General features: G+C 74.6%; 15 protein-coding genes. 9 read left to right on the top strand and 6 right to left on the bottom strand.

Features of this window, described 5'->3' with window-relative positions; all coding sequences use genetic code 11:
• Positions 1–6: 6 nt before the first annotated feature.
• Entirely contained in the window at positions 7–699 is a 693-nt protein-coding gene (locus BLW17_RS03820; protein WP_036733088.1) for an HAD family hydrolase, read from the bottom strand.
• A gap of 242 nt (positions 700–941) precedes the next feature.
• Between BLW17_RS03820 and BLW17_RS03825 the strand changes: the two genes are divergently transcribed.
• Positions 942–1,259 carry a hypothetical protein gene (locus BLW17_RS03825; protein ID WP_139305898.1) on the top strand — a complete coding sequence of 106 codons (318 nt, stop codon included), beginning with the start codon at positions 942–944 and terminating at the stop codon, positions 1,257–1,259.
• A 51-nt stretch (positions 1,260–1,310) separates the two neighbouring features.
• Positions 1,311–2,012, top strand: coding sequence for an NAD-dependent deacylase (locus tag BLW17_RS03830; RefSeq protein ID WP_036701528.1), 702 nt, complete (start codon positions 1,311–1,313; stop codon positions 2,010–2,012).
• Here the strand turns inward: BLW17_RS03830 and BLW17_RS03835 are convergent.
• Positions 2,009–4,441, bottom strand: coding sequence for a heavy metal translocating P-type ATPase (locus tag BLW17_RS03835; protein ID WP_074826083.1), 2,433 nt, complete (start codon positions 4,439–4,441; stop codon positions 2,009–2,011). The two genes, BLW17_RS03830 and BLW17_RS03835, sit on opposite strands and share 4 nt — an antisense overlap.
• A 439-nt stretch (positions 4,442–4,880) precedes the next feature.
• Here BLW17_RS03835 and BLW17_RS03840 point away from each other — a divergent pair, with 439 nt between their 5' ends.
• Entirely contained in the window at positions 4,881–5,465 is a 585-nt protein-coding gene (locus BLW17_RS03840; RefSeq protein WP_036701524.1) for a L,D-transpeptidase, read from the top strand.
• 22 nt (positions 5,466–5,487) lie between these two features.
• A complete protein-coding gene (gene mnmH, locus BLW17_RS03845) occupies positions 5,488–6,576 on the top strand; it encodes a tRNA 2-selenouridine(34) synthase MnmH (protein ID WP_231572769.1) in 1,089 nt (362 codons plus the stop codon).
• A gap of 63 nt (positions 6,577–6,639) precedes the next feature.
• Here mnmH and BLW17_RS03850 read toward each other — a convergent pair whose 3' ends face one another.
• The 3 genes from BLW17_RS03850 to rpmB form a co-directional block, all read right to left on the bottom strand.
• Positions 6,640–7,203 carry a copper chaperone PCu(A)C gene (locus BLW17_RS03850; RefSeq protein ID WP_052176343.1) on the bottom strand — a complete coding sequence of 188 codons (564 nt, stop codon included), beginning with the start codon at positions 7,201–7,203 and terminating at the stop codon, positions 6,640–6,642.
• 40 nt (positions 7,204–7,243) lie between these two features.
• Positions 7,244–7,582 carry a hypothetical protein gene (locus BLW17_RS03855; RefSeq protein WP_139305899.1) on the bottom strand — a complete coding sequence of 113 codons (339 nt, stop codon included), beginning with the start codon at positions 7,580–7,582 and terminating at the stop codon, positions 7,244–7,246.
• 202 nt (positions 7,583–7,784) lie between these two features.
• The gene (rpmB, locus tag BLW17_RS03860) at positions 7,785–8,060 is read right to left on the bottom strand and encodes a 50S ribosomal protein L28 (protein ID WP_036701520.1); all 276 of its coding nucleotides are present in this window, start codon (positions 8,058–8,060) and stop codon (positions 7,785–7,787) included.
• A gap of 256 nt (positions 8,061–8,316) precedes the next feature.
• Between rpmB and meaB the strand changes: the two genes are divergently transcribed.
• The 5 genes from meaB (at position 8,317) to serS (ending at position 12,967) form a co-directional block, all read left to right on the top strand.
• Entirely contained in the window at positions 8,317–9,351 is a 1,035-nt protein-coding gene (meaB, locus tag BLW17_RS03865; RefSeq protein WP_081969263.1) for a methylmalonyl Co-A mutase-associated GTPase MeaB, read from the top strand.
• Positions 9,352–9,502: 151 nt separating this feature from the next.
• A complete protein-coding gene (locus BLW17_RS03870) occupies positions 9,503–10,567 on the top strand; it encodes a bifunctional transcriptional activator/DNA repair enzyme AdaA (RefSeq protein WP_036736402.1) in 1,065 nt (354 codons plus the stop codon).
• A 144-nt stretch (positions 10,568–10,711) separates the two neighbouring features.
• Entirely contained in the window at positions 10,712–11,122 is a 411-nt protein-coding gene (locus BLW17_RS03875; protein WP_231572845.1) for a thioredoxin domain-containing protein, read from the top strand.
• Between the two features lie 167 nt (positions 11,123–11,289).
• A complete protein-coding gene (locus BLW17_RS18445) occupies positions 11,290–11,571 on the top strand; it encodes an ArsR/SmtB family transcription factor (RefSeq protein WP_036736404.1) in 282 nt (93 codons plus the stop codon).
• A 103-nt stretch (positions 11,572–11,674) separates the two neighbouring features.
• Entirely contained in the window at positions 11,675–12,967 is a 1,293-nt protein-coding gene (gene serS, locus BLW17_RS03885) for a serine--tRNA ligase (protein WP_036736399.1), read from the top strand.
• Positions 12,968–13,004: 37 nt separating this feature from the next.
• On the opposite strand, the gene BLW17_RS03890 is transcribed toward serS, so the two are convergent.
• On the bottom strand, positions 13,005–13,823 hold the full coding sequence (locus BLW17_RS03890) for a hypothetical protein (RefSeq protein WP_036736396.1): 819 nt from the start codon (positions 13,821–13,823) through the stop codon (positions 13,005–13,007).
• Positions 13,824–14,507 lie beyond the last annotated feature (684 nt).

Below are 14,507 nucleotides of genomic sequence, written 5' to 3' on the forward strand. Positions count from 1 at the left end.
TCGCCGTCAGCCGCCCGCCTCGATCCGCGCGATCAGCGCGGGCAGCGCGGCGATCCGGTCCAGCCGGTGGAAGCGCGGGTGATCGGGGTCCGCGGCATCCTCGTGCGCCCACCCGAGCGCCGCGGGGATCAGCACCCCGTGGCCGCCGATCTCGATCACCGGCAGCACGTCCGAGCGCATCGAGTTTCCCGCCATCAGGAACCCCTCGGCCGCGATCCCGGCCCGGCGCAGCACGGACAGGTAGGCCGCGGGCGTCTTGTGCTGGACGATCTCGACCTTGTCGAAGGCCTCGGCCAGCCCCGAGGTGGCGAGCTTGCGCTCCTGATCCAGCACGTCGCCCTTGGTGATCAGGATGAGCCGGTGTCCGGCGAGCCCCGCCAGCGCCTCCTCGACGCCCGCGAGCAGGCGGACCGGGTGGCGCAGCATCTCCTGCCCCAGCGCCAGGAGCCGGGCCGTGACCGGGCCGGGCAATTCGCCCCCGGTCAGTTCCAGCGCGGTCTGGATCATCGACAGCGTGAAGCCCTTGATCCCGTAGCCGTAGATCTCGAGGTTGCGGATCTCGGTGTCGTAGAGCCGCGCGCGGATGGTGGCGGGGTCGGCATGGTCCGACAGCAGGGCGACGAAATCGTCCTGGGTCAGATGGAAGAACGCCTCGTTCTCCCACAGCGTGTCGTCCGCATCGAGGCCGATGGTCAGCATGGTCCCGCGCCTAGACCGCCCCCGGCCGCGGCGCAAGCCGGCCTCACGCCCGGGTGATTCGCGCGTGAGGCGAGCGGGAACGCGCGGGATGCCACAATATCTGGTGGGCGGGCGGCGGAGACCCTACCGCTTGTGTCCTGCGACATCGGGACGATTGTCGCAACGCCCCGGATTTGGTATCGGAAGCCCATGACCAACGACTGCCGCCAAGGCAGCTTTCCCGGGGACAGGAGCCTGACGCCATGCTGAAATCATCGGTGCTGAAGCCTGCCGTGGCCGTGGCCGCGATCCTGATGACCGCGCCCTTCGCCGTCGCGGGTCCGGTGGACAACGCCTGCGTGCGGTCCGAACGCGGCGCCCGCAACCCGGCGCTCTGCGGCTGCATCCAGCAGGTCGCGGACATGACGCTGTCGCGCGCCGACCAGCGCCGCGCCGCGGGCTTCTTCCGCGACGCCCAGCAGGCGCAGGACGTGCGGATGTCGAAGAGCGCCTCGGACAACCAGTTCTGGGACCGCTACAAGAACTTCGCCGCCGCGGCCGAGGCCTATTGCGCGCGCTGACGCCCCTGCCCTGTGATCGTCCCTGACGCTCGCCGCTGAAAGACCGCGCCGATGGCCCGCCGCCCTGACCGCATCGTGGTGCTGACCGGCGCCGGGCTTTCGGCCGAAAGCGGCATCGCCACCTTCCGCGACGCGGGCGGGCTGTGGGAACAGCACCGGGTCGAGGACGTGGCCACGCCCGAGGCCTTTGCCCGCGACCCCGACCTCGTGCTGCGGTTCTACGACCTGCGCCGGGCCGCAGCCGCCGCGGTGGCGCCGAACCCCGCCCATCATGCGCTGGCCCGGCTGAGCCATGCGGCCGGCGTCACGCTCATCACCCAGAACGTCGATGCGCTGCTCGACCGGGCCGGGGCGCGGGACGTGATCCACATGCACGGCCGGCTCGACAGCGCGCTCTGCGCCGCCTGCGGGCACCGCTGGCCCGCGCCCGAGACGATGCCGCGCGGCACCCGCTGCCCGGCCTGTGGCGCCCCCGCCGCCCGGCCCGACATCGTCTGGTTCGGCGAGATGCCCTATCACATGGACCGGATCGAGGCCGCGCTGGCCGAGGCCGACCTGTTCGCCGCCATCGGCACCTCGGGCCAGGTCTATCCGGCCGCGGGCTTCGTCGATCTGGCCGCCGCCATGGGGGCCGAGACGGTCGAGCTGAACCTCGACCCCACCGCGCCGGGCCGGTTCGAGCGCACCATCGCGGGGCCGGCGGGGACCACCGTCCCCGCGTGGGTCGACAGCCTGATCGGCCCGCAGGCTTAGGCAAACCGCCTGAGCCGCAGCGCGTTCGTCACCACGAAGACCGACGACATCGCCATGGCGCCTGCGGCGAGCACCGGCGAGAGCTGCGGCCCCCCGAAGGGCACCAGCGCCCCCATCGCCACCGGGATCAGCGCGGCGTTGTAGGCAAAGGCCCAGAACAGGTTCTGGCGGATGTTGCGCATCACCGCGCGGCTCAGCCGGATCGCCCGCGCGACGCCCGCCGGATCGCCCGAGGCGAGCACAACCTCGGCCGCCTCGATCGCCACATCGGTGCCCGAGCCGAGCGCGATGCCGGTCTCGGCCGCGGCCAGCGCCGGGGCGTCGTTGATCCCGTCGCCGACGAAGACGCTGCCCCGGCCCATCGCCCGGATCGCCTCGAGCTTGCCCTCGGGCAGCACGCCCCCGGTCACGTCGTCGATCCCGAGCCGCCGCCCGACCGCCTCGGCCGCCGCCGGCACGTCGCCCGAGATCATCGCCACCTTGAGCCCCAGCCGGTGCAGCGCCGCGACGGCCTCGGCCGAGCTGGCGCGGACCGGATCGGCCATGCCGAGCACCGCGACATGGGCGCCGTCCACTGCCAGGTGCACCGGCGTCGCGGCCTCGGCCGCCAGCGCCTCGGCCCGCGCGGCGAGCCGCGGGGTCAGCGCCACGCCCGCCCCGGTCAGGGCGCCGGCGTTGCCGATCAGCACCGCGCGCCCCTCGACCGAGGCCGAGAGCCCCTGCCCCACCGCCGCCCGGACGCCTGTGGCCTGCGGCAGCGCCAGCCCCCGGTCCCGCGCCGCGGCCAGCACCGCGGCGGCGAGGGGGTGCTCGCTCATCGCCTCGGCGGCGGCGGCCAGACGCAGCGCCTCGGCCGCATCCATCCCCTCGGTCTCCAGCGCCACCAGCGCCGGGCGCCCCTCGGTCAGCGTGCCGGTCTTGTCGAACCCCACCACGCGCGCCTCGGCCAGCCGCTGCAGCGCGTCGCCGCGGCGGAAGAGGATGCCCAGCTCGGCCCCCCGCCCGGTCCCGACCATGATCGAGACCGGCACGGCCAGCCCCATCGCACAGGGGCAGGCGATGATCAGCACCGCCACCCCGGCGACCAGCGCCGGGGCGAGGCCGGGGCCGAAGACCAGCCACAGGCCAAAGGCCAACGCGGCCAGCGCCATGACCACCGGCACGAACACCCGCGTCACCCGGTCCACCATCGCCTGCACCGGCAGCTTGGTGGCCTGCGCGTCCTCGACCAGCCGCACGATCCGGGCGAGCGCGGTGTCGGCGCCGGTGGCGGTCACGCGATAGGTCAGCGCCGCGGGGCCGTTGACCGTGCCGCCGGTCACCGGGTCGCCGGGCCGCTTGACCGCGGGCACCGGCTCGCCGGTCAGCATCGCCTCGTCGATGGCGCCCTCGCCCTCGGTGATCTCGCCGTCCGCCGCCACCCGCGCGCCGGGCTTGAGCCGCACTAGGTCGCCCGGCACCAGTTCGGCCACCGGCAGCTCGACCTCGGCCCCGCCGCGCAGCACGGTGGCGGTGGCGGGGGCCAGCTCCACCAGCCGCCGGATCGCCTGCCCCGCCTGCCCGCGGGCGCGGGCCTCGAGCCAGCGGCCCATGAGGATCAGGGTGACGATGACCGCTGCGGCCTCGAAATAGACGTGCCGCGCCTCGGGCGGCACCAGGCCGGGCGCCAGCGTCACCACGCTGGAATAGAGGAACGCCGCGCCGGCGCCGAGCGCCACGAGGCTGTTCATCTCGGGCGCGCCGCGCAGCAGCGCGGGGATGCCGTGGGCGAAGAACCCGCGCCCCGGCCCGACCAGCACCGCAAGCGTCAGCAGCATCTGCCCGAGCCACAGCACCTGTTCATCGACGCGGTGCATGAGCCAGTGGTGGAAGCCGGGGATCATGTGCCCGCCCATCTCGGCCACGAACACCGGCAGGGTCAGGACCGCGGCGAGGATCAGCCGGCGGCGCAGCGCGGCGGCCTCGTCGGGGACCGCCGGGGCCGGCGCGCCGTCCGAGGGCGCCGTCGCCGGATAGCCCGCCCGCGTCACCGCCCCGGCGAGCGCCTCGGGCGAGACGCCGGGGGCGTGGGTGACGCTGACCGAGCGGGTGGCAAGGTTCGCCGCCGCCCCGGTCACGCCGGGCAGCGCGGTCAGCGCCCGCTCGACCCGGCCGGTGCAGCTTGCGCAGGTCATCCCCTCGACGCTCAGCCGGGTGGAGGCCAGCGCCGCCGGATAGCCCGCCCGCTCGAGCGCGGCGAGCGCTGGCGTCACCGCGGCCGGGTCATCCAGCCGCACCCGGGCGCGGCGGGTGGCGAGGTTCACGCTCGCCCCCGCCACACCCGGCACGGCGGCCAGGGCGCGCTCGGCCCGGCCGACGCAGGCCGCGCAGCTCAGGCCCTCGACGGGAAACTCGATCTCTCTGGTGTGGGTCGTGCGGGGTTGGTCCATGTCATCCTCTCTGGTCCGGTCGCGGGGGCGGGTCCAGAGGGGACGGGCGGCGCCTGCGGACAGGGCGGCGGATGGGAGAGGTCCAGGAGCAGCACCGGCGGCACGACGCGCAGCGGCCGGCGCGAGGGGCGCGCCGCGCGGCGGCGCCCCGCGGCATGGCACCGGCAGGCCCGGTCGCCCTGCCCGCGGCACAGCGCGGCCGGACGCCGCGCAGCCCGGCGCGGACGCGCGGCACTGGGCGCAGGCGCGGGCAGATCGACGGTGCGGGGGGTGCAGCAGGGCATGGCGGGCTCCTCGACCCCGCCGAGATGGGCATCTGCGCCGCGCTTTGCAACCGCCGTGGCCCCGTCACGCGGCTGTGGGTTGATCCCGGACGGCGGTCGCGCTAGCCGGGACGGCAAACGTTTCCGACAGGAACGGCCATGAGAAGGAACGGGGCATGAACCGCCGCCAGATGCTGATGCTGACCCTGCCGCTGATGGCCGCCCCCGGCCTGCTCGCGGCCGCGCCCGCCGCGAAATCCTCTGCCAAGACCCCGCCCGCCAAGGGCAAAGGCTATGATCCGCAGCCGACCGAGGTGCCGATCCGCGACGGGTTCGAGGTCGGATCGATCGTCGTCGTCTCGGGCGACTACTACCTCTACCACGTCGTCGCCCCCGGCCGGGCCATCCGCTACGGCGTCGCCGTCGGCAAGGACGAGCTGGTGTGGAAGGGCCGCGCGCTGATCGGCCGCAAGGTCGAGTGGCCGTCGTGGAAGCCCACCCCCGCGATGATCGAGCGCAAGCCCGAGCAGTACGGCAAGTGGAAGGACGGGATGCCCGGCGGGCCGAAGAACCCGCTCGGCGCGCGCGCGCTCTATCTCTACACCGCCGGCGGCAACGACACCTCGATCCGCATCCACGGCACCACCGAGCCGGGCTCGATCGGGCGCTCGGTCTCGAACGGCTGCATCCGCATGCGCAACGAGGCGGTGATGGCGCTGTTCGACCAGGTCCCCGTCGGCACCCCGGTCTACGTCTACTGATCCGCCCACGGAGTGACACCCCGTGCCGCTGAGCACGTTCCGCCCTGCCGCGCTCGGGGATCTCGCCGCGGCGGGGTTCGACACCATCATCGACGCCCGCTCGCCCGGCGAATACGCCGAGGATCACCTGCCCGGCGCCATCAACCTGCCGGTGCTGGACGACGCCCAGCGGGCCGAGGTCGGCACGATCTACAAGCAGGTGGCGCCGTTCCAGGCCCGCAAGATCGGCGGCGCGCTGGCGGCGGCCAACATCGCCGCCCATGTCGCCGGCCCGCTGGCCGACCGCGACGGGGCGTGGCGCCCGCTCGTCTATTGCTGGCGCGGCGGCCAGCGGTCCGGCGCCTTCGCCACCATCCTCGACCAGATCGGCTGGCGCACGGCGCGGCTCGACGGTGGGTGGAAGGCGTGGCGCGCCCTCGTCAGCGCGCAGGTCGAAGAGGCGGGCTCGCCCGCCCCGGTCGCCGTCCTCGACGGCAACACCGGCTCGGCCAAGACCGAGATCCTCGCCCGGCTCGCGGCCCGCGGGGTGCAGGTGATCGACCTCGAGGGGCTGGCCAACCACCGCGGCAGCCTGTTCGGGGCGATGCCCGGCGGGCAGCCCGCGCAGAAGCTGTTCGAAAGCCGGTTGGCGATGGCGCTGTCGGCGCTGGACCCCGCCCGGCCCGTGGTGGTCGAGGCGGAAAGCTCGCGCATCGGCGACCTGATCCTGCCCCGCGCGGTGTGGAAGGCGCTGTGCGCCGCGCCGCGGCTGCGGATCGAGGCGCCGCTCGCCGCCCGCGCCGCCTATACCGCGCAGGCCTATGCCGACGCGGTGGCCGAGCCGGGGCGGGTCGAGGCGACCATCGCCCGCCTCGCCCGGCTGCAACCGGCCGAGCGGATCGCCGACTGGCAGCGCCTCGCCCAGGCCGGCGCCTACGAGGCACTCGCGGCCGGGCTCATGGCCGACCACTACGACCCGCGCTACGGCCGCCAGCGCGCCCGCCACGAGGCCCACGAGCGGGCGGTGATCCCGGTCGCGGCGCTGACGCCCTCGGGAATCGAGGCTGCCGCCGCCGCCGTCGAGGCCGCGCTGCCCGGTCTGTTTGCCGCCGACACCCCTCAGGCGGACTGACCGGCGCAACGCGAAACGCGGGCCTGTCGCCAGACCCGCGCCCGTGGTTCGGCCGAGACGGCCTCAGTTGCTGGGGGCCATGCCGCCGTGCATCATGTGGTCGTGGTGCATCTGGCCCATGCCGCCCATGCCGCCCATCCCCATCGCCGGCCCCTTCGGCCCGGCGTTGTTGTCGATGGTGACGCTCAGCGGCACCGTGCCGCAGGCGCCGAAGTCGAGCGTCATCGCCACGACCTGCCCCTGCGCCACCGGCGCCTTGGGCTTCATCAGCATGATGTGGTCGCCGCCGCGCTGAAGCGCGTGGGTGCCGCCGGCCGGGATGGTCATGGCGTCGACCTTGACCATCTTCATCACGCCGCCCTCCTCGAGGTGGGTGTGCAGCTCGGGGGCGTCGAAGCCCTCGGCGGTCAGGCCGGTCAGCTGGCAGTCGGTGGTGCCGGCGTTGGCGATGGTCATGAACGCCGCGCCCACGTCGGGGTTGGTCGAGCGGGCATAGGCGTCGGTGATCGTGAGCACCGACGGGTCGGCGGGGGCGGCGGCGGGCGTCTGGGCGGTGGCGGCCGAGGTCAGCGCGGCGAAGGGCAGGATCGCGGCCAGCGCCGCGGCGGTCAGGAAGGTCCGGGTCATCGGAGGTCCCTTTGAAGTCGAAAATGAGGTGAGGGTTCGGTCAGGCGCGCGCCGCGACCGGGGGGCCGCGCGCCTGCGGCCCCGGCATCGACCGCGCCACCGCCGCAGGGCCGGGCGCGGCAACGGGGCGCTCGACCCGCGCGACGCGCTGCGGCAGGGCCGGGGGCGGCGCGGCGAAGCCCGCGAGGAACAGCGGCGCCATGTCGGGACAGACCGAGCTGTGCCGCACCGGGGCGCCGTCCGGGCCGGTCTGGACCACCAGCACCGCGCCGCCGGCGCACAGCACCACCTCTCCGCCCAGCCGCAACTGCCCGCGCGCCGCCCCGAGCCCGAGGCTCGTGACGACCAGAACGCAGATCAGCAGAAGGCGGGTCAGCAACGGCATCGCCCTCTGACTACCCCGCCGCCGGGGCTGCGCCAAGAGCGCCGCCGCTCGCCGCGGCACAGCGCCGCGGACACCCCGGACCGGCCGGCGGACTTCCGGGCCAGAAAACGCGAAAAACCCCGCCCCCGGTCAGGGACAGGGCCGCGCGAGCACCTCGCGCCGGGGCCAGCCGGCCCCCGGCGCAGCGGCGTCGGGATCAGGCCTTGGCGAGGTCGCGCTTGATCTTCAGCGCGCGGGCCGACAGCTCGTCGTCCTTGGCCTTCGCCAGGAACGCGTCGAGCCCGCCGCGGTGATCGACCGAGCGCAGCGCCGCGGCCGAGATCCGCAGCGAATAGCTCTGCCCCAGCTTGTCCGACATCAGGGTGACGTCGTTCAGGTTGGGCAGAAAGCGGCGGCGGGTCTTGTTGTTGGCGTGGCTGACGTTGTTGCCAGTCATCGGCCCCTTGCCGGTCAGTTCGCAAACGCGCGACATGATCGTTTTCCTTCGTTGCAGCACCCGGCCCCGATGCGGCATGGACGCCGAAGCGGGGGCCGGAAAATGAAAGGGCGCCGCGACGCAGCGCCCGGAAATCCGTTGCGGGGGAATAGGCAAGCGCCGCCCCCCCGTCAAGCCCGAATCGCGCGGTTCCGGCCCCATTCCGGCCCCCGGCCCGAGGCGGCAAACCCTTGGCAAGCCGCCCCCCGCCGCCTACCACTTGCCCCGCCTCTTTCTGCGCCAAAGGTCCGCGATGCCCGACACCTCAGCCGAGACGATCGCCCCGCCCGCACCCGAGCCCGCACCCGTGTCCGCGCCCGACACCGCGGCCGCGGCGCTCGCCCGGCGCGTGGCCGCGGGCGACCGCCGGGCGCTGGCGCGGGCGATCACCCTGGTCGAGAGCACCCGCCCCGACCATCGGGCCGAGGCAGTGGCGCTGCTTGCCGCGCTGCCCGACCGGCAGGCGCTGCGAATCGGGCTCTCGGGCACCCCCGGGGTCGGCAAGTCCACCTTCATCGAGGCCTTCGGGCTGATGCTCACCGGCCAGGGGCTGCGGGTGGCGGTGCTGGCGGTGGACCCCTCGTCGGCGCGCTCGGGCGGCTCGATCCTCGGCGACAAGACCCGGATGGAGCGGTTGAGCCGCGACCCCGCCGCCTTCATCCGCCCCTCGCCCAGCCGGGCCGAACTCGGCGGCGTCGCACGCCGCACGCGCGAGACGGTGCGACTGGCCGAGGCGGCGGGCTATGACGTGGTGCTGATCGAGACGGTGGGCGTCGGCCAGTCCGAGACGCTGGTGGCCGAGATGTCCGACCTCTTCGTGCTGCTGCTCGCGCCCGCGGGCGGCGACGAGCTGCAGGGCGTCAAGCGCGGCATCATGGAGATCGCCGACCTGATCCTCGTCAACAAGGCCGACGGCGAGCTGCGCCCGACCGCGCTTCGGACCGTGGCCGACTATGCCGGCGCGCTGCGGCTGATGCGCAAGCGCGCGGGCGACCCCGAGGGGTTCCCCAAGGCGCTGCCGGTCTCGGCGGTGGCGGGCGACGGGCTGACGGCGGCCTGGGCCGAGATGCAGGCGCTGACCGACTGGCGCCGCGCCCAGGGCGTCTTCGCCGCCCGCCGGGCCGAGCAGGCCGAAGGCTGGTTCCTGGCCGAGGTCCGCGCCGGCCTCCTCGCCCGCCTGGCCGAGGAGCCCGCCGCCGCCACCCTGCGCCGCCTGGGGGCCGAGGTCGCCGCCGGCCGCACCGACCCCGTGGCCGCCGCCGCCGAGATGCTGGCGACACTCGGGTGACCGCGCCCGTCCAGGCCGCCCCTTTCTTTCTTGCCCAAATATCCTGGGGTCCGGGGCAAAGCCCCGGTCCGGCGGCCGGGCCCGGCGCCGCGCCGGATGCCGCGCCCGATCCGCGGCCCCGCGGCCGCGCGAATCGGCTAGAGTGAGGCGCATGGACAGCCTCTTCCCCCTCCCCGATCCCGCCACGCTGCACGCGGCCCTGCTGCGCCGCGATCCGGCCTATGAGGGCCGCGCCTGGGTGGGCGTGACGACCACCGGCATCTTCTGCCGCCTGACCTGCCCGGCGCGCAAACCGCGGCCCGAGAACTGCCGCTGGTTCGACAGCCCGGCGGGCGCGATGGCCGCGGGCTTCCGCCCCTGCCGGCGCTGCCACCCGACCGGCCCCGAGACCGCCGCCGATCCCGCCGTGCAGCAGCTCACCGCGGCGCTCGCCGCCGATCCGGGGCGGCGCTGGACGGAGGCCGACGTGGCGGCGCTGGGCCTCGACCCCTCGACGGTGCGGCGCGCCTTTCGCCGCCACGCCGGGATGACCTTCCTCGAACTCGCCCGCCAGACCCGACTGCGCGAGGGGATGCGCGGGCTCTCGGCCGGCGCCCCGGTGATCGCGGCGCAGCTCGACGCGGGCTTCGACAGCGCCAGCGGCTTCCGCGACGCCTTCGCCCGGCTCTTCGGTCACCCGCCCGCGGCGATGCGGGGGGGTGAGCCGGGGCTGCTGGCCGACTGGATCGACACGCCGCTGGGCGGGATGATCGCCGTCACCGACCCGCAGCACCTCCACCTGCTCGAGTTCACCGACCGCAAGGGCCTCGCCGCCGAACTGCGCCGGCTGTCGGCGGGCGCGGGCGGGCGGATCGGTCTGGGCCGGACCCCCGTCACCGACGCGACCGAGGCGCAGCTCGGCCGCTATTTCGCCGCCGAGAGCGGGGCCTTCGACCTGCCGCTGAAACTGCACGGCACCCCCTTTCTGCGCGAGGTCTGGCGCGCGCTCCAGACCATCCCGCCGGGCGAGACGGTCAGCTATGGCGCGCTTGCCGCCCGGATCGGCCGCCCGACCGCGGCGCGGGCGGTGGCACGGGCCAATGGCGCCAACCAGATCGCCATCGTCATCCCCTGCCACCGGGTCATCGGCGCGGACGGAACGCTGACCGGCTATGCCGGCGGGCTGTGGCGCAAGCAGGCGCTGATCGAGATCGAGCGCCAGCTCGCGGGGCGCTGAGCCGCCCGGCGCGGCCGCACGGACGCGCCACGGGGCCACCGGGCCGCGGGCGTCCTGACGCCACGCCAGCCCCTGCCCCGCCGCCTTGCGCGAAAACCGCCCCGGCCCTAGATTTGGCGGATCATCCGGCAAGGACACCGCCTCGTGCAGCGCCGCAACTTCATCGGGACGCTCGGCCTTTCGGTCGCAGCCGCCTTGGGCGGGGCGGCCTCCGCGGCGACCCGCGCGGCGCCCCCCGACCTGCCGCGCCACGGCCGGGCGCTGGTGATGGTCGATCGCGCCGGCTGCCCCTACTGCACCGCGTGGAAGCGCGAGATCCTGCCCGGCTACGCCGCCCACCCGACCGGGCGCAGCCTGCCGCTGGCGCTCGTGCCGGTGGACGGGCCGTGGCCCGACGGGCTGGCGCTCGCCCGCGCCCCGGCGATCACGCCCACCTTCCTGATCCTGCAGGACCGCATCGAGGTCGCCCGGATCGAGGGCTACCCCGGCGCCCGCCACTTCTGGCCCGAGGTCGAGGCGCTGCTGGCCCGCCCCGCCGCAACGGTGGCGCCATGACCCTGACCACCAGCCCCCGCACCGCCGCGCGAGCCGCCCCCCGCGACGGGGCCGAGCCGGTCGCGGACCCCGATCCCCGCGACGGGGCCGCCCCCGCCGGCCTTGACCCGAACGGCCTCGACCCGAGCGCCCCGAACGGCGCCGCGCCCGACGCCGACAAGGGCGACCTGACCGGCCGCGTGGGCGAGGCGACGGCGCTGCTCAAGGCGCTCGCCCATGACGGGCGGCTGATGATCCTCTGCCACCTCGCCGCGGGCGAGCGCAGCGTGGGCGAGCTCGAGGCGCTGCTCGACCAGCGCCAGGCGACGGTCAGCCAGCAGCTCGCCCGGCTGCGCGAGGATGGGCTCGTCCAGTGCCGCGCGCACGGCAAGTCGCGGCTCTACAGCATCGCCGATCCGCGCGCGGCCCGGGTGGTGAAGCTGCTCTACGGGATGTTCTGCCGCACCTGACCGCGGGTGCCGCGGCGCCCCCGGCGGCGATGCCGCCACCCTTCCGCTGCCCCTACGGCTGGGCTATGGGGGCGCACCCCTGCCTTGCCGAAAGGACCAGCCCATGCACGACATCCGCGTGATCCGCGACGACCCGACCGGCTTCGACGCCGCGCTGGCGCGCCGGGGGCTGGCGCCCGTCTCGCCGCAGATCCTCGCCCTCGACGCCGAGCGCCGCGCCCGCATCAACGCCGCCGAAACCGCGCAGGCTGCCCAGAACCGCGCCAGCAAGGAGGTGGGGGCCGCCAAGGCCAAGGGCGACGAGGCCGCGTTCGAGCGTCTGCGCGCCGAGGTCGCCGAGACCAAGGCCGAGGTCGCCGCCAGCCGCGCCGCCGCCGAGGCGCTCGACCGCGAGCTGCGCGACCTCTTGATGACCATCCCCAACCTGCCGCTGCCCTCGGTCCCCGAAGGCGCCGACGAGAGCGACAACGTCGAGCTGCGCCGCTGGGGCACGCCGCGCGACTTCGACTTCACTCCCGTCGAGCATTTCGAGATCGCGGGCGTCCGCTGCGGCATGGATTTCGCCACCGCCGCCAAGCTGTCGGGGGCGCGCTTCGTGTTGCTGTCGGGCGCCGTCGCCCGCATCCACCGGGCGCTCGCGCAGTTCATGCTGGACCTGCACGTCGACCGCCACGGGCTGACCGAAACCTGGACCCCGGTGCTCGTCCTGCCCGAGATGATGGAGGGCACCGGCCAACTGCCGAAGTTCGGCGAGGACAGCTATCAGACCCGCGAGGGCTTGTGGCTGATCCCCACCGCCGAGGTGACGCTGACCAACACCGTCAACGGCGAGCTGGTCGAGGCCGCCACCCTGCCCCGCCGCATGGTCGCCCATTCCCAGTGCTTCCGCTCGGAAGCCGGCAGCGCCGGGCGCGACACGGCCGGGATGCTGCGCCAGCACCAGTTCGAGAAGGTCGAGATGGTGTCGATCACCGACGCCGCCTCGGGCCTCGACGAGCACGCGCGGATGACGGGGTGCGCCGAGGCGGTGCTCGAGGCCCTCGGCATCCCCTACCGCACCATCGTGCTCTGCACCGGCGACATGGGCTTCGGGGCGCGCATCACCCATGACATCGAGGCGTGGCTGCCGGGTCAGGACCGCTTCCGCGAGATCTCCTCGGTCAGCTACTGCGGCGATTTCCAGGCCCGGCGGATGAACGCCCGCTACCGCCCCGAGGGCGGCGGCAAGCCCGAGTTCGTCCACACGCTGAACGGCTCGGGCCTCGCCGTCGGGCGGACGCTGATCGCGGTCCTCGAGAACGGCCAGCAGGCGGACGGCTCGGTCGAGCTGCCCGCGGCGTTGCACCCGTGGCTGGGCGGCGCCACGCGGCTCTCGCCCGAGGGGCGGCTGGTCTGAGCCGGCTGGGGGCGGGGCGTCGGTCCTGCCCCCCGCCTCAGGTCGTGACCCGGACCAGCACCACGGCCAGCGCCGAGATGCCCAGCACGCAGGCGGTGGCGATGACGATGCTGGCGCCCGCGGTGGCGGCGGCAAAGCCGATCATCGCCCAGATCAGCGCCAGCGCGAAGCTGACCGGCCGGTTCATTGCGAGCTGCCCCCACGCCCCCAGCAGCGCCGCGGGCAGAAGACCCAGCAGCACCGACCGCTCGACCCCCAGCCCGAACTGGTGGTGGACGTACATCCCCACCGCCGAGGTCGCCGCCATCAGCACCCACCCCGCGATGAACCCCATCGGCAGGTCGCCCACCCCGGGCGGCCGGGCGGGGGGCGCGGCGGCGTCCTCCTCCCACCCGCGCCAGCCGTCGCGGGTCGGCTGGCCGTTGGCGATCAGCCCCGCGACCAGCAATCCGCAGGACAGCGCCGCGAGCGCGAGCCCGGCGAGCGGGGCGGGGTTCAGCACCCAGGGCCAGGCCGCGGCGAGCAGCAGGCCGCCGATCTGCATCGCGGGCAGCCGCGCCGGCTCAGGCCCCCGCCGGGGGCGTGCGGCGTGCAGCACCGCGGCAAGGATCACCGCCGCGAGCAGCGCCCAGAGCACCGGGTTCGAGGGCTGAGTCACCGGCCCGAGCAGGTTCGCGCGCGCGGCGGGCTCGACATCCGCCAGCGTCTGGAACGCCACACCGGCCCGGTCGAGCACCGCCCGCTCGGTATGCAGCTCTCCCCTCAGGGTCGAGGTCCGCAGCGCCGTCAGCAGCGCCGAGATCGCGAAGGATCCGGCGGCAAAACTCTCGGCAGTGGCGAGCGCGGTGCGAGTCATGCTGGGCCAACGACGCGCCCCGCGAGTCGGGTCCGCGGGACGGGTGAAAATTACCCGTGAGGAGTCGGGAACTCTCCCGGCCGCGGTGTTGGCGCGGGGGCTGCGTGGCGCTGGTGCGGGCGCGGGGCGGGCAGATGGTGCGGGCGGATGGGTGACGTGTGACGATGCGTCACCGGAGCGCGAGTCGGTTTGGTCGTTGGGATGCCGTGCCGGGTCGGGGCAGCGGCACGAAGGGAAGAGAGGCGTGAGACGTGAGGGGACGGAACGTCATCGGATAATCGGACGATCCGATGATCAGGTGATCAGGGCGGGTGATCAGGCACAGGTCGCCTCGAGCGGGAAATCCGCTCACGTGCGTCTCCCATCGCCGGCTGAGCCGACCGGTCATGTGCTCAGTCTGAAACCGGCAGCGAACCCGGCGGCACGATCGTGCCCTCGGACACTCCCCAAGACCTCCGACACTCCTAATAGATGAGTTCCTCCGCGAGACGTCAGCCGCCCGCTGCGCTCCGCACCCGCCCGTTTCCGCCTCCCCCATCCGTTGGTGGCTTTGAGCCGACACCCGCCACGGCGACCCCCGCCTCGAAAGCTGACGACCCACCGCACCGCATCGCCCCGCGCCCGCGCACCACTCGCCCCCTTCCCCCGCACTGCCCGCATCCGCCCCACACTCGTCCCCTTCCC

This window comes from Paracoccus sanguinis (assembly GCF_900106665.1).
In the GTDB taxonomy this organism is placed as follows: Bacteria; Pseudomonadota; Alphaproteobacteria; order Rhodobacterales; family Rhodobacteraceae; genus Paracoccus; species Paracoccus panacisoli.

Bases quoted from the DNA above. Each gene is read 5' to 3' on its own strand.
- BLW17_RS03820 (WP_036733088.1), bottom strand. From the start codon at position 699: ATGCTGACCATCGGCCTCGATGCGGACGACACGCTGTGGGAGAACGAG.
- BLW17_RS03825 (WP_139305898.1), top strand. From the start codon at position 942: ATGCTGAAATCATCGGTGCTGAAGCCTGCCGTGGCCGTGGCCGCGATC.
- BLW17_RS03830 (WP_036701528.1), top strand. From the start codon at position 1,311: ATGGCCCGCCGCCCTGACCGCATCGTGGTGCTGACCGGCGCCGGGCTT.
- BLW17_RS03835 (WP_074826083.1), bottom strand. From the start codon at position 4,441: ATGGACCAACCCCGCACGACCCACACCAGAGAGATCGAGTTTCCCGTC.
- BLW17_RS03840 (WP_036701524.1), top strand. From the start codon at position 4,881: ATGAACCGCCGCCAGATGCTGATGCTGACCCTGCCGCTGATGGCCGCC.
- BLW17_RS03850 (WP_052176343.1), bottom strand. From the start codon at position 7,203: ATGACCCGGACCTTCCTGACCGCCGCGGCGCTGGCCGCGATCCTGCCC.
- rpmB (WP_036701520.1), bottom strand. From the start codon at position 8,060: ATGTCGCGCGTTTGCGAACTGACCGGCAAGGGGCCGATGACTGGCAAC.
- meaB (WP_081969263.1), top strand. From the start codon at position 8,317: ATGCCCGACACCTCAGCCGAGACGATCGCCCCGCCCGCACCCGAGCCC.
- BLW17_RS03870 (WP_036736402.1), top strand. From the start codon at position 9,503: ATGGACAGCCTCTTCCCCCTCCCCGATCCCGCCACGCTGCACGCGGCC.
- serS (WP_036736399.1), top strand. From the start codon at position 11,675: ATGCACGACATCCGCGTGATCCGCGACGACCCGACCGGCTTCGACGCC.
- BLW17_RS03890 (WP_036736396.1), bottom strand. From the start codon at position 13,823: ATGACTCGCACCGCGCTCGCCACTGCCGAGAGTTTTGCCGCCGGATCC.